Source organism: Pseudomonas sp. BR20, assembly GCF_050780135.1.
Classification (GTDB): Bacteria; Pseudomonadota; Gammaproteobacteria; order Pseudomonadales; family Pseudomonadaceae; genus Aquipseudomonas.
In genome coordinates this window covers 5,682,501-5,695,780 of the sequence record NZ_CP172012.1, presented here as the reverse complement: position 1 = coordinate 5,695,780, position 13,280 = coordinate 5,682,501, and the positions used below count along the sequence as shown (strand labels likewise).

The window sequence follows — 13,280 nt, the reverse complement described above, 5'->3', positions numbered from 1 at the left end:
CATGGTGGCGAGTCTCGGTCAGGGATGGGAGTCCTCAATCATCTTCGGCACCGTAAACCGGAACTCACTGCCACGCCCCAGTTCACTTTCAGCAACGATCTTGCCGCCATGGGCCTGGACAATCCCCTGGGTGATATACAGCCCCAGGCCAGTGCCGGTGGGGTTGTTTTCAGCCTGGGTCCAGTAACGATCAAACACATGCGGTAACTGCTCAGGCGCAATACCTTCGCCTGAGTCACGCACCGAAAACACGATCTCTTCACTATTGCTCATCGCACTGATGCCGATGTGGCCCTGGCGCGGGGTGAACTTGATGGCATTGCCGATCAGGTTCGACAACACCTGGAACAGACGCTCCGGATCGCCGTTGATCTGCAGGCCCGGCTCGGCGTTGAATGACAGGTCGATGCCTTTTTCCATCGCCAGCGGCGCGAGCAGGGCATAGGCCTCTTCGAACATTTGGCTGACGTCCAATACCACCGGTTTGACGACATAGCGCCCGGCCTCGATTTTCGAGGTGTCGAGCAAATCTTCCAGCAATATGTTCATACGCCCGGCGGCCTGTTGCATGGTGTCGATGGCCGAGGAAATCCGCCGCGAGGTGTGCGGGCCGTCGGAGCTGAAGGCTTTTTGCATCATGCCGCAGAGCATCGATATGACGGTCATCGGGTTGCGCAAGTCGTGGGACACCACCGCCACCAGGTCATCGCGGGCACGCACGGCTTGTTGCTCGCGCAGCACCTGGCGTGCCAAGTCGTTTTCCAGGGCCGAGCGGCGCAGGTCATTGGCTGCGAACAGGTCGCCGTGGCTCCACTTGGTAGAGATACCGGCCATTTCCACTTTCCAGATTTCAAACGAAGTGCGTGGGCGAAGACGCAGGCCGGCGTTGGAGTTTTCCAGGGACAGCGGCTTGTTCGGGTTGCCGCTCCAGTTGATGTTCTCTTTCACTTCCGGGCGGAACCACAGCACGCCGTTATCCACAGGCTTTGGCAGGCTCATTGCCAGGACACCACTGGCCACTTGTTGAAACTCGGCGGCTGGCGGGTAGACCGCCACCAGGTTATGGCTGGAAAACACCGGCTCGCCGCTGTCTTGCAGCCACTTGTGCAATGCAAGGATCTGCGCCGGTTCCGGGCAGTTGCCATAGCGGTGCATTTGCTTGTCTTCGATGATCGCCACGCCGCCGGACAAGGTCAGGTCCATCAGCAACTGGCCTTGTTGGGCCAGGCCGTCGAACACGTTTTCTTCCGAGGCCTTCATCGCTTGATCAAGCTTGGCCAAGGCCTCGATTTTCTCTTCACGCTGACGGCTCAGGTCCAGGGCTTCCATGGCGCTGATCTGCAATGACAACACCTGGCCGATGGTCTGGCAGGTGATGCGCAAGTCATTGGGCACCAACAGTGGTTCACGGTTGCCGCAACTGATCAGGCCCCAGAGTTTGTCGCCCTTCATCAGCGAAATGCTCATGGACGACAACACGCCCATGTTCTGCATGTACTGGCAGTGAATCGGCGACACGCTGCGCAGGGTGGCGAAGCTCAAATCCAGCGGCTCACCGGTATCCGGGCGCAGCTTGGGCAGCAGTGGCACCGGCTCGTAGGCAGCATTCGGAATGATGCGCAGCCAGTTGGTGCGATACAGCTCGCGGGCCTGCTCCGGGATGTCGGACGCGGGGAAGAAGAGGCCGTTGAACAACTCCATGGACGGTGCCGACGCTTCGGCGATCACCTGACCATGGCCTTCCTCTTCGAAGCGATAGATCAACACCCGGTCGTAACCGGTCATGGCCTGGATTTCAGTCACGCTGATTTCGTACAGCGCTTGCAGGGTTTTCGCTGATTGCAGACGTTGCAGCATCTTGCCCAAGTCACTGCTGCGACCCTTCAGCGCCCGTGGCCGGAAGTCCTTGAGCCGCGGCTCGAACTCCAGCACCAGCACATCCTGATGGCGGTGTAACAGGCCTTCGAACTCGGCGCCGTTGAACGTGACATGCAGCGGCGGCGCATCGACAAAACTGTTGTGTTCCGCCATGACCTGCACGGCCTGGGCATGCTCGGCACCCACCAGCGTGTGCAGCGGCTGACCCAGCAACGACTCGGGGGCGCGGTTGAACAAAGCTGCGATGTTGGCACTGACTTGAATGATGTTCAGGTCGGGTTCCGACAGTGTCAGCAGCACGCCGTGGGGTTGGATCGCCCCCGGAAAGCGGATGGGCTCGTCGGCACAGTTGGCAAGCAGCTCTTCAAAGTCTTCGGGTTTCATAGCAGTACCTCCTGGCTGTCGAGCCATTGCTCAAAGCAGCTGAATGTCGAACGTGCCGCGTTCACCGCACGCTGTTTGGCTGGCGCGTCCAGCGGCAGGCGGCCAAGATAGTAGAGAAAATCCTTCCAGCGCCGACCGGTCTCGACACCGTATACATCGAGGAACGCACCGCCGTTATCGGCGTCCAGGTCCAGGCGCAGGGCCATTTCCCGGCGCAATACCTGGCCGCCCAAGGTTGCGCCTTCCAGCACATACAAGGCGCCGAGGCAGGCAGCGGGGGTGTCGAAAGAGGGCAGTTGCACACAGTGTGGCAAGGCGTTGACTGCGCGGGCATCCAGGCCAAGGGCGTGAAGATCGTCTAACAGGGTCGGTGTTTTCACACGCAGCGCCTGGTCGAAGCCTTCGGGGATGAAGTCGCAGCCGTACAGCGCCGCTTCCATCGGCCCATAAAACCCGTAATACGCCTGGATCAAGCGCTGGTACCAGCCGGCATCCAGGTGCTCGGAAAAAAACGGCAGGCGTTTTTCCAGCGCTACGTGCAATAGGCCAGTGCCTGCGCGCAACGCTTCCAGCAATGAGGGCGTACCACCATCATGGGCCTGTGAATGCATTCAATGAGCTCGAACTGTGGGCCTTTCGGCCATGAATGACGCGTTAAAAAAGGCGACGATTCTACACAACACGTAAGCATCAGCTGAACGCACAAAGCGAAAAGGCTGACCAGTGGATCAGAAAAGTCGCTCCCTGCTTCATTAAGTGACCATAAGGCCAGCTGTGAAGTTCGGCATAAATGATATCGCGACGCTATCAATGCATGGACGACCCCTGCTGGGTCAACGCGGTTTGCACGCACTCAAGTAGATGTTCGGTGCTCCACGGCTTGGGCAGGAACCGCACGGAGCCTCCCAATTGCTCCGCGAGTCTGGCGTTTCCCGAGGTGAGCAATACCGGCACCGACGGCCAGCGGTGTGCAACTACCCGGCTGAGGTCATAACCGTTGAGCAACCCCGGCATCTGCACATCGCTGACAATCAAATCCACCGGGTCATCGCCACGCTCCAGGTAAATCATCCCTTCATCGGCCGAAGGGAAAGACGTCACCGTCGCGCCGAAATCCTCCAGTACATCCACCATCAACGACCGAATAATCTCGTCGTCTTCCAATACCAAAATCGATGGCTGAGCCATGATCCTTACTCCACCATCAGGGTTCAGTAGGGTGGAGTGGAATAGGGTCGGATAGGTTCTATTGGATGTGCATGGGGCGATGGGTGGTCGATTCGAGGGTCTAGGTTGCGCATTTGCGCGGTGGTACGGCACGATACCGGCGCTCTGCAACCAGGATCTGCCCGCACCCCACGGGCCCTCGCACAAGGTCGTCAACCGTGAACGTTTCCGCCGCCCCCTTGATCGACCCGAACCTGGGTAACCGCATGATCAAAGTCGACCACGCCGGTGAGCATGGCGCGATCTGTATCTACAGTGGCCAGCTGTTTATGGCGCGGTTGTTCGCCCCCGGCATGGTGGGGGAGCTCCAGGAGTTCCTCGCCCACGAGCGCCGCCACCGCGCCGTGTTTCAGGCCGAGTTGCAACGGCGAGGCTACCGACGCTGCCGCAGCTACTGGCTGTGTGGCCTTGGCGGGCTGGTGCTGGGCCTGCTCACCGGGGTGTGCGGGCGCAAGGCTATCGTCGCCACCACCGTGGCGGTGGAAAGCGTGGTGCTCAAGCACCTGGCTCATCAACTTCACGCTTTACGCGACATAGACCCGCTGGCCGTGGCGGCCATTGCCTCCATCGTCGAAGAAGAACAACACCACCACGATCACTCGGCAGCGCAGATTGATGTTCGCGACCCTTGGTTTCGTGCGCTTACGCCGGTGGTTACGGCGTGGACCGAAGCGGTGATCTGGATGGGCATGCGCTCCTGACAAACAGGCATAATCGCCGGCAACGCCCGATGTGGAGTCACCCATGAAGTACGTCCTACTGACCCTCGCGCTCATCCTCAACACCGGCACGGCCAATGCGGCCGGCGATGCCGATGCCGAGGCCGGCGCCAAGCTCTTCAGCAAGACCTGCGGCGGCTGCCACAGCGTCGGCGAAGGCGCGCGCGGTGGCTTTGGCCCGGAGCTCAATGGCATCATCGGCCGACCCGCCGGTACCACCGCCGACTATCAATATTCGGACGCGATGAAAAACTCCGGCGTGGTCTGGACCCGCGACAAGCTGGCGGCCTATATCGAAGCGCCAAAAAAGGTGGTGAGTGGTACGCGCATGATTTTCTGGGGCATCAGCGACCCGGAAAAAATCGACAACATCCTGGCGTACCTTGAGACGTTCCAGCCCAAGTAATCACTCACGCACATTCCTGAACAGCATCAACCGCGCACTTTCATGCAGCCCACGGGTCAGCGCCCGCAGGCGCTGGAATTCCTCGGGATGCTGCGCGGCCACATCGTCACGCGGGGTGAGTGATGCCAGGTCATGCAAGGTCGGAGAGCTGCCGTCGTGTTGCATCTGCAGCAGGAAGTCCTGGGTCACGCCGCCGATGATCGGGAAGGTGCCCTCGCGCAACACCAGCGGCACCACGCGTTCGCCCTCGGGCGCCGGTTGCTGGATGTCCCGGCCCATCGCGCCATTGCGAAACGGTACGCCCGCCATGCCGGCCACGGTGGGCAGCAGGTCGGCCAGGCCCACCGCTTCTTCGATCACCCGGGGCTCAAGGCCGGGGGCGTGGATCAACAGCGGCACGTTGTTACTTTCCAGGCCCAGCTGTTCGAAGGCCGGCGCCATGTGCGGGATCTGGCTGATGCGGGTGTTGTGGTCACCGAAGAACACAAAAATGCTGTTGTCGTAGTAGCCGCCGGCCTTGGCGATGTCCATCAGCCGGCCGATGTTGTAGTCCAGCAGGCGCACGGCGTTGTACTGCTCGACACTGCGGGAACCCGCGGCCTGGGCCTGTTCCAGCGTCACGTCGCTGAGCTGGAAGCCATCGTTGTGCTTGGGGATGGTGAAGGGACGATGGTTGCCGGAGGTTTGCAGATAGGCGAAGAACGGCTGGTCCTTGGGCACCGCGCTTAACAGCCCGTCAGCTTCCTTGAACAGGTCCAGGTCTGAAATCCCCCACACGTCCACCCGTGGCGATTGCCAGTCGCTCTCCTCGAACAGTTGCACATCGTTGATGCTCTGGCGGATCAGTGCATTGATATTCGCCCAGCCGGCGTTGCCGCCGATCATGTAGAACTTCTGGTAGCCCTCGAATGCATTGATCAACGTGTGTTGCCGCGTGATTATCGGATTGCGCGTGGCGGTCTCCTGGCGGGTGACGTCGGGCACACCGGTGATGCTGGCCCATACGGTTTTGGCTGTGCCGGTGACGGGGACGTAGAAGTGTTTGAAGAACCAGCTTTGCGTCGCCAGTTTATCCAGGTTCGGCGTGGGGTTGAGCGGGTTGCCATAGGCACCCACGGCGCTGGTGCCGAGGGATTCGAGCATCACGAAAATCACGTTGGGCGGGCGCTCGCCGGCCAGTCGATAGGGCTGTACGCCTTGTTCGCGGATGAAGTTCAGGGACTGGGCATCGGGCTGGGCCACGCCCAGGTACTGGGCGACGTGCGGGTAATACTCGCGAACCTGGGCTTCATCGAACTGCGATTGGCCGACCTTGAGCGTGTCGTACAAAAACAGCACCGGGTTCAGGCCCACGGCGGCCAGTTGGCTGTTGCCGGAAAAGAACGCATCGCTCCAGCGCAGGGGTACCGGGTTTTCCAGGTTGAGGTGGGCGACTCGGCCGAGCAGGGCCAGCAGTACCGCGACAACGCCCACCACACTCACCACCGTCAGTGCCGGCTTGCTGATAGCGGCGGGCGCTCGATCCAGGGTCAACCGCTCCAGGCAGACCAACGCCCAGACCCAAAGCGCCACCGCCGCGAGCCAGCTGGCGGTTATCCACAGCACTGGGTAGGTTTCCCACACCATCTGTTGGGAAATCTGCGCGTCTTGCAGGTAGCGCAGCACCGTCGCATTGATACGCACGCCGAGGTAGGCGTAGTGGCCGAAGTCGATGATGTACACCAGCCCCACCACTGCCAGTGCGATGACCAGATAACCGCGCGCCAGCCAGCGCAGGGCCGGCAGGGTGGTGAGGTTCCAGCGCGGCAACCATGCCACCACGGCCAGCGGCAGCAGGATCAACACCGCCAGGCGCAGGTCGAAACGCAGGCCGATACCCAGGGTTTCCAATAGCGCCGGAGTGTTCAAGTCAAGGCCGGAAAAACCCAGCACAAACACCAGCCGCAACGCAGCCAGCAACACAAACACCAACCCGATCGCGCCCACGCCGTAGCGCAGGCGGCGTGATTGCAACGCACTCATCATTGACCCCTGTGCCATTTCAAAAGAGGGCGCCAGGCGGCGCTGATCAGCAGTCCCGCGCCGGCGATCAGGCAGTAACCGGTCAGCAACGGGTCGACCAGATAATCCCAGTAGTTTTCCGACGCCTTGAGCCGTAACGCAAAAGCCAACGTGCCCATCGCCAACATCCACACCGCCAGCGTATTACGCCGCCACAACATCAACAGTGCGGCCGCCGCCGCCAGGACGATCATCGGCCGCGGGTTGTAGCCCCAACGGTACGGGTCGAAGTAGGTCAGGCCCAACGTGGCCGGATACAACACCAGGCTCAACAGGCCAAACAGCAGCAACATCTGTACCTGATGCCGGCGAGCAAGCGGCTGCACGACGCCTAGACGGCTGAGCACGACCCAGGCCAACAACACCAATGTGCTGATCGCCAGGTCATCGGTAAAACTGCGCACATACGCCGCCAGCGGCAGCTCGTTGACCGGGATAAAACTGACCGCCGCCAGCGCCGGCAGCAGCCATGGCCGCCAGGGTGCGGTAAACCTGAGCGTGCTTAACAGCACAAACCCCAGCAGCACAAAACTCAAATGGGCCTGCCACAGAGAAACCATCACAGACGCTCCGCCAGCCAGGCTTCGTTGAAGCTGACATGTTTGATAAAGGTGTTATTCCACGAGTACACCAAGTGGTACATGCCGTCCGGGCTGCGGCTGAAGTACGGGTACTCGTATTCGAAATCGCAGCCCCGGGGTTTGCACACGCGGTAGTCGAGGTTGCTGAGAAAGCGCTGTTCCAGCGGCAGGCGTTTGGCGCCGCTGGAGGCGCGGAAGCCTTCGCCGATGATTTCTTTATAGGCCTCGGGGGAGAAGGGTTGGCCGAGCGGGTCGGGTGATTCATCCAGTTGCGCCACGGTGCGCCATTCGCTGAGCTGGGCGTCGGTGCCGTAGAGACTGAGCTTGAAGCGGCCATCCTGCAGGTCGTTGAGGGCCACGAGTAACCCGTCATCTACCGTGCCCACCGCCGCCAACGACGAATTGGGGTTGGCCGGTTCCAGCGGGTACGGCTCGCTCCAGGTTTGCCCGGCGTCTTCGGTGCGGCTGGCCAGGACGCGGTGGTGGGTGTCGCCGGCGTAGCGCAACATCGCCACCGCGCGCTTGCCATCCAGCGGCACGATGGTCGGTTGCAGGGAGTTCTTGCCGCGGCTGATGCGGAATTTATCGATCACCGCGCCGTCGGCGCTCAAGTACAGGTACTCGGCAAACTTGCCCATGAACTCGTGGTACACCGGCAGGCCGATGGAGCCGTCGGCGTGGAACACCGGCGCTGCGCGCACCAGCGTACTGATGTTGAAAAACGGAGAGGTCACCAATTGCCGGGGCGCCGACCAGTTGGTGCCGAGGTCATCCGATACCATCAGGTTGATCGCACTGGTGGCCCAGCCGCCGACCGACACCGAGACATAAAACATCCACAGGCGTTTATCCGGCCCCAGGGCGATCACCGGGTTGCCGAGTTTGCGGATATAGCGCTGGGTGCCGTCGCGGGTGCTTTCCCGCGTGGCCAGCACCTGCTCGGTGCCCCATTCGCCGCTGCGCGCATCGAAGCGTGCGGTGCGCACCTGCACATCGGCGGCGCCTTCACGGGAACCGGCAAACCACACGGCGATCAGGTCGCCACCGGGCAGGGCGGTAACAGAGGATGAATGCACAAAGTCAGTGAGCTGCGAAGACACAAAACGGCTGGTGTACTGTGGCGCCGCCGCCACCTTCATGGTGTTCGGCGCCACTTGGGCAAAGGGGGCCAGCACATGGGGCGGGTGGCTTAGCCACGCGGCCACGAAGACGGCGAGCAGGCTGCAGATCAGTAAGGCGGAGCGCATAGAGGACCTGTCGAGAAAAGGATTACTGCGCACGTTCATCCGGCAGGCGCTTCCTGCGACCGGTGAGCATGGATAACGGCAGGTTGTCCCGCACCTGGATACTTTCAAACACCGCGGCCAGCACATGGATGCACACCAGGCCCAGCAGCACATTAGCGGCGGTCTCATGGATTTGCAGGGGCCAATCGGCGCCCCACAGGGCATCCACTTCCTGCATCAAAAAGCCGCTGATGCCGATGACCAGCAACGCCAGCAACATCAACAGCATCACCAGCGCACCGATGGGCGAATGGCCCAGGCGATGCTGCGGGCGGCGGTTGAGCAGCGAGCGCAGATGGGTTTTCAAGCGTTTCGGGGTCGGCCAGAAGTCCGCCCAGCGTGCGCTGCGCGGCCCGATGAATCCCCACACCGTTCGTACCAGCAGCCAGGCCATGGCGTAATAGCCCAGCCAGACATGCCAGTCATCGCCCGCTTCGTTAAAGAAGTAATTGGCGACAAAGACCCCGGCGATCGACAGATGAAACAGCCTTACCAACGGGTCCCACAGGCGCAGGGATTCGCCTGGCATCAGCCTTTGATCTCAGTCTTCACGGCCTTGCCGGTCACCGGATCGTGGTAGATCTCGACCTTGCGCTTGTCCTTGTCGAAACCGTAGATCTCGTAGCAGTTGCCGTCGGTGACCTTGAACTTGCTGATCTCGTAGCCTTCGGCCTTGAGCTTGTCCTGGAAGGCTTTTTCGTCTTGCCATTGCGAGCGTTCGGCGGTGGTGCATTGCGGACCGGCAACGGCCAGGGGGCTGGCGATAATCAGGGACAGCAGGAGAATTTTGCGCATGGAAAAGCTCTCAGCAGATGTGGGAGATTTCACAATGCAAAATCAACCTTAGCGCAACCTTAGTTGGCAACGCGCGGTAACATCTTTGCCGAAATAGCCTCGGCCAGAACCCGGCATGATGCCGCCGATTCCTACAGAGACTTTGCTATGCGCCTACTCCTTGTCGAAGATGATCGTGCCCTTGGCCAAGGGATTCGCGTGGCATTGGGCGTTGAAGGCTACACCCTGGATTGGCTGCAGGATGGCGTTGCGGCCCTGTATGCCCTGCGCACGGAAAGCTTCGATCTGTTGCTGCTCGACCTCGGCCTGCCGCGCCTCGATGGTCTGGATTTGTTGCAGCAACTGCGCGCCGAGCAGCACGACCTGCCGGTGTTGATCCTCACTGCCCGCGACGGCACCGCCGAGCGCATCGCCGGTCTGGACGCCGGTGCCGACGACTACCTGGTCAAACCCTTCGATGTGGAAGAACTCAAGGCCCGCGTGCGCGCCTTGTTGCGCCGCAGTCAGGGCCGCGCGCAACCGATGCTGGAACATGCCGGCGTCAGCCTCGATCCGGCTACTCAGCAAGTGCGGTATCTGGACGAGGACATCATCGTCACCCCCATGGAATACCAACTGCTGCACCAACTGATGGTACGCCCCGGCAAAGTGGTGACCCGCGAGCGCCTGTCCCGCGCGTTGTATGGCTGGCAGGACCGGGTCGAGAGCAACACCTTGGAAGTGTTGATCCACAACCTGCGTAAAAAGTTATCGACCGAGCTGATCCGCACCGTGCGCGGTGTTGGCTATGTACTGGCGCTTAAACCATGACCTCCGTGCGTGCACGCATCCTCATCCCTGTCCTGGTGCTGATCCTGTTGGGCGACGCCCTGATCAGCTGGCTGGTATTGCGCGACAGCCACCACGAAATCGAGGAAGTCTACGACGCCCAACTCGCCCAAAGCGCGCGCCTGTTGCAAGGCGTATTGCGCCAGCGCGACCCTGGCGAAGCCGACTGGGACCGCCTGTACCAGGCCTTCGATCAGGCGATGAGCCGTGTCGGCGAGGACGGTGTCGCCCACCCTTATGAAACGCGTTTGACCTTCCAGGTGTGGCGCAGCGACGGCCAATTACTCGTACGCTCCGCCGAAGCGCCAGTGTTGGCCGCACCGCCGGCTACCCTCGGCTCCCACGACATCCTGGACAACGGCAACGACTGGTGCGCCTTTCTCCTTGCCGACCCGCAACAGGGCCTGCTGATCTGGGTGGGCGAGCGCGACGATATTCGTCAGGACGTGATCCAGCGCATCATGCGCCACACCCTCTGGCCCACCTTGATCGGCGTGCCGCTGCTCACTGTATTGATCTGGCTGGTGATCGGCTGGGGCCTCAAGCCCTTGCGCGCCATGGCCTTGTCGATTCGCGGGCGTAACTCCGACACCTTGCAACCGCTGCACCTCAAGCCGCTGCCCAGCGACTTGGAGCCGATGCAAACCGCGCTCAACCGCCTGTTGGTGCAAGTGGACGACCTGTTGGAACGCGAGCGCCGCTTCATCGCCGACGCCGCCCACGAACTGCGCACACCCCTGGCAATCCTGCGCATCCACGCGCAAAACGCCCAAAGTGCCAGCACCGAGGCCCAGCGGCGCGAAGCGTTGGACTTCCTGGTCAACGGCGTCGACCGCGCCACCCGCATTGGCAGCCAACTGCTGACCATGGCGCGCATCGAACCGCAGTTGAACAACCCCAAGCGCAGCCGCGTACAACTCACCGAATTGGTGCGCGAAGAACTCGCCGAACTGACACCGCTGGCCATGGAAAAAGGCGTGGAGTTGGTGCTGGAAGGGGATGAAGACTGCTGGATCGAAACAGAGCCGGTAGCACTGGCCATCGCCCTGCAAAACCTGGTGACCAATGCACTCAACTTCTCCCCGCCGGGCAGCGAAGTGAAAGTGGTGATTGGTGCCCATTGCCTCAGCGTGGAGGACCAGGGGCCGGGCATTGATGAGGCGGAAATGGGGCGTTTGTTCGAGCGGTTTTACAGCCGTGGCAATGCCAATGGCGCAGGGCTGGGGCTGGCAATTGTGGAGATGATCGTGGGCAAGATCGGTAGCCGGCTGGCGCTGCATAACCGGGAGCAGGGCGGGTTGTGCGCGCGTTTGGTGTTTAACGAGGCCTGAAGCGAACACTGCTCAAATGTGGGAGCTGTCGAGCCCCTGCATCGCGGTCGCTCCACTGCGGAACATTTTGTTTAATCACTGGTCCAGTCTTCATGATCTGTCACCCCGATAAGGACATCCTCCCGTGAAGCGAATCGCACTGCTCTCCCTCGCCCTGGCCCTGTGCGCCTGCCAATCCAACCAACGCGACTCATCCCCCAGCCTGCTCAAGGATGGTATTCAACTGCGCCAGAAAACCGTGACCGTCGATGCTGAGCACGCCAAAGTCATCATGAAAGCCTATGGCGGCACCGCTCCCGTCGAGTTCTCGATACGCCGCGAAGGCGACCCCGATGAACGCATGGAAACCCTGGGCACGGTGATGGATACAGGTGAAGGCCGCGTCTTCAACTGGATTGCAAAGCTCAACCAGACCGTAGCCAGCGCGGGGTTCAAGCGCTTCCCGCAGTTGGAAATCCAGGCAGATCCTGGCAAGAAGCTGACCGTCGCCAGTTCGTCCACCGACTCACGCCCTGGCATCTACGCCATTTGCGGGCCTCTGTTAAGTAGCTTCCAGCCTGAAAAGGGCAAGGTGTATCTGGTGGAGTTCCAGTTCAAACCTTCGTCGTGTGCGCAGCAGGTGTTTGATATTACGGATCCGGCGAATCGGGTTCTGATTGTGGGGGAGGGGAGTGAGGCGAAAGAGGGCTAGGTGGACGGCCGAACAAATGCGGATGCTGCGCCTGGAAGGGCCTGAAGGTTTGATACTTCCAGCGCTCTCCGTCAGGGTCTTCATCGGTCGTGCTGACTTCGCCGGGTGATGCGGGTTTGCCGGAAGTACTCGTAGTCGAAGGGTTGGGTGTGGCCGAGATAGCGGGCTTTGTCGGTGTAGACACAACATGTCTGGGACCATGTTGCATGCAACAACCCAGCACTCAGGGTCTTCGTCTGATCGTGCTTCAACCAGGTGGCCTGCAACCTTGATCAACTGCTGAGCGCAATGCGCCAGAATTTTTGGTGTGGTTTGATTACCTTCCACAAGATTTCGTGACGAACACAAGAAAGTCCGCTCGCAGCCGGCATTGCCGTGGCAGATTAATCGGGCTCGGTTCAACAGCGTGGATGACGATCAGTCAGCGTCATCGGTGATCCCCTGAAGCATGCCCGCCGATCAAGTCAGCAGGTGCTTGGAGATCAGGCGGGAGATTTCGACAATCGAGGTCTTGCCGGTGAACTCAAATTTCACTTTTCCCAGCGACGAAAAGTAAATCTCCAGTTCCGAATCCAGGTCAAACGTCCCGGACGTTTCCACCGAGTACGCGACGATGTTTTTGTACGGTAGCGAGGTGAAGTCCTTCTTGCTGCCGGTGATGCCTTGCACGTTCACCGCGATGATGCGTTTGGTGGTGAATACCACGCCGTCGCGCATGGCTTTGTAGGCGTCGACGACTTCTTCGCCGTCCAGCAGCAGGGCTGCGACGCGTTCGGCGTATTCGTTGTTTTGTTTGAGTTTGAAGAAGCCTTTGTTGTTGAAGTCGATCATGTGACGGTCCTTGTGGTGAGTCGGTTATTGGATGGCTTTAAGGTAGTCCTTCAGTGTCACGAGCGGTGGGTTGAGTTCCTCCAGCGTGCTGACTTGCTGTACGTCGCTAGACAACCACTGCAACTCACGTCCCAGCACCGTATCGGCCCCACCCAAAGCGGTCAGCGCCTGCACCACACACTCATCTATCTTCATCAGAATTCCCGGCAGATCCCCCTGCCGCACCAGCAACCCAAATACCTCCCGTTCATACCCATCCATC

At 60.7% G+C, this 13,280-nt stretch carries 15 protein-coding genes and 1 pseudogene (1 of these 16 only partly in view); 5 read left to right on the top strand and 11 right to left on the bottom strand.

The window, feature by feature from the left end; genetic code table 11:
- Nucleotides 1–18 precede the first annotated feature (18 nt).
- The 3 genes from ACHPFG_RS26275 to ACHPFG_RS26265 all read right to left on the bottom strand — a co-directional run bounded on the left by ACHPFG_RS26275 (nt 19) and on the right by ACHPFG_RS26265 (nt 3,450).
- Nucleotides 19–2,262, bottom strand: a complete 2,244-nt coding sequence (locus ACHPFG_RS26275; RefSeq protein ID WP_431700824.1) for an ATP-binding protein — start codon at nt 2,260–2,262, stop codon at nt 19–21.
- Nucleotides 2,259–2,873, bottom strand: a complete 615-nt coding sequence (locus tag ACHPFG_RS26270) for a biliverdin-producing heme oxygenase (protein WP_431700823.1) — start codon at nt 2,871–2,873, stop codon at nt 2,259–2,261. Before ACHPFG_RS26270 ends, ACHPFG_RS26275 begins: the two co-directional genes overlap by 4 nt.
- Nucleotides 2,874–3,069: 196 nt before the next feature.
- Nucleotides 3,070–3,450, bottom strand: coding sequence for a response regulator (locus ACHPFG_RS26265; protein WP_131700283.1), 381 nt, complete (start codon nt 3,448–3,450; stop codon nt 3,070–3,072).
- Between the two features lie 197 nt (nt 3,451–3,647).
- Here ACHPFG_RS26265 and ACHPFG_RS26260 point away from each other — a divergent pair, with 197 nt between their 5' ends.
- Nucleotides 3,648–4,190: a demethoxyubiquinone hydroxylase family protein gene (locus tag ACHPFG_RS26260; RefSeq protein WP_431700822.1), complete on the top strand. Its 543-nt coding sequence runs from the start codon at nt 3,648–3,650 to the stop codon at nt 4,188–4,190.
- Between the two features lie 43 nt (nt 4,191–4,233).
- Complete coding sequence (locus ACHPFG_RS26255) at nt 4,234–4,614, top strand: c-type cytochrome (protein WP_431700821.1); 381 nt, start codon at nt 4,234–4,236, stop codon at nt 4,612–4,614.
- On the opposite strand, the gene ACHPFG_RS26250 is transcribed toward ACHPFG_RS26255, so the two are convergent.
- The 5 genes from ACHPFG_RS26250 to ACHPFG_RS26230 are packed head-to-tail and all read right to left on the bottom strand — an operon-like array spanning nt 4,615 to nt 9,337.
- Nucleotides 4,615–6,636, bottom strand: coding sequence for an LTA synthase family protein (locus ACHPFG_RS26250; RefSeq protein WP_431700820.1), 2,022 nt, complete (start codon nt 6,634–6,636; stop codon nt 4,615–4,617).
- Nucleotides 6,636–7,235 (bottom strand): hypothetical protein, encoded by a 600-nt coding sequence (locus ACHPFG_RS26245; protein ID WP_431700819.1) that lies wholly within the window; start codon nt 7,233–7,235, stop codon nt 6,636–6,638. The genes ACHPFG_RS26250 and ACHPFG_RS26245 overlap by 1 nt, the downstream gene beginning before the upstream one ends.
- Entirely contained in the window at nt 7,235–8,503 is a 1,269-nt protein-coding gene (locus ACHPFG_RS26240; protein ID WP_431700818.1) for a sialidase family protein, read from the bottom strand. Before ACHPFG_RS26240 ends, ACHPFG_RS26245 begins: the two co-directional genes overlap by 1 nt.
- Before the next feature lie 22 nt (nt 8,504–8,525).
- Nucleotides 8,526–9,071 (bottom strand): cytochrome b/b6 domain-containing protein, encoded by a 546-nt coding sequence (locus ACHPFG_RS26235; RefSeq protein ID WP_431700817.1) that lies wholly within the window; start codon nt 9,069–9,071, stop codon nt 8,526–8,528.
- Nucleotides 9,071–9,337 (bottom strand): PepSY domain-containing protein, encoded by a 267-nt coding sequence (locus ACHPFG_RS26230; protein ID WP_048722823.1) that lies wholly within the window; start codon nt 9,335–9,337, stop codon nt 9,071–9,073. Before ACHPFG_RS26230 ends, ACHPFG_RS26235 begins: the two co-directional genes overlap by 1 nt.
- Before the next feature lie 147 nt (nt 9,338–9,484).
- Between ACHPFG_RS26230 and ACHPFG_RS26225 the strand changes: the two genes are divergently transcribed.
- The 3 genes from ACHPFG_RS26225 to ACHPFG_RS26215 all read left to right on the top strand — a co-directional run bounded on the left by ACHPFG_RS26225 (nt 9,485) and on the right by ACHPFG_RS26215 (nt 12,187).
- The gene (locus ACHPFG_RS26225) at nt 9,485–10,147 is read left to right on the top strand and encodes a response regulator (RefSeq protein ID WP_431700816.1); all 663 of its coding nucleotides are present in this window, start codon (nt 9,485–9,487) and stop codon (nt 10,145–10,147) included.
- Nucleotides 10,144–11,496, top strand: coding sequence for an ATP-binding protein (locus ACHPFG_RS26220; protein WP_431700815.1), 1,353 nt, complete (start codon nt 10,144–10,146; stop codon nt 11,494–11,496). Before ACHPFG_RS26225 ends, ACHPFG_RS26220 begins: the two co-directional genes overlap by 4 nt.
- 124 nt (nt 11,497–11,620) lie before the next feature.
- Nucleotides 11,621–12,187 carry a hypothetical protein gene (locus ACHPFG_RS26215; RefSeq protein WP_340054258.1) on the top strand — a complete coding sequence of 189 codons (567 nt, stop codon included), beginning with the start codon at nt 11,621–11,623 and terminating at the stop codon, nt 12,185–12,187.
- 246 nt (nt 12,188–12,433) lie between these two features.
- Here the strand turns inward: ACHPFG_RS26215 and ACHPFG_RS26210 are convergent.
- The 3 genes and pseudogenes from ACHPFG_RS26210 to ACHPFG_RS26200 all read right to left on the bottom strand — a co-directional run.
- Nucleotides 12,434–12,514: pseudogene (locus ACHPFG_RS26210) on the bottom strand (DUF3916 domain-containing protein); the annotation flags it as partial.
- 132 nt (nt 12,515–12,646) lie between these two features.
- On the bottom strand, nt 12,647–13,018 hold the full coding sequence (locus ACHPFG_RS26205) for a PH domain-containing protein (protein WP_032885644.1): 372 nt from the start codon (nt 13,016–13,018) through the stop codon (nt 12,647–12,649).
- Nucleotides 13,019–13,042: 24 nt separating this feature from the next.
- Nucleotides 13,043–13,280 carry the 3' portion of a hypothetical protein gene (locus ACHPFG_RS26200; protein WP_431700814.1) on the bottom strand. It continues 92 nt past the right edge of the window, so 238 of the gene's 330 nt are visible here — the last part of the coding sequence; its start codon lies off the right edge, out of view; its stop codon occupies nt 13,043–13,045.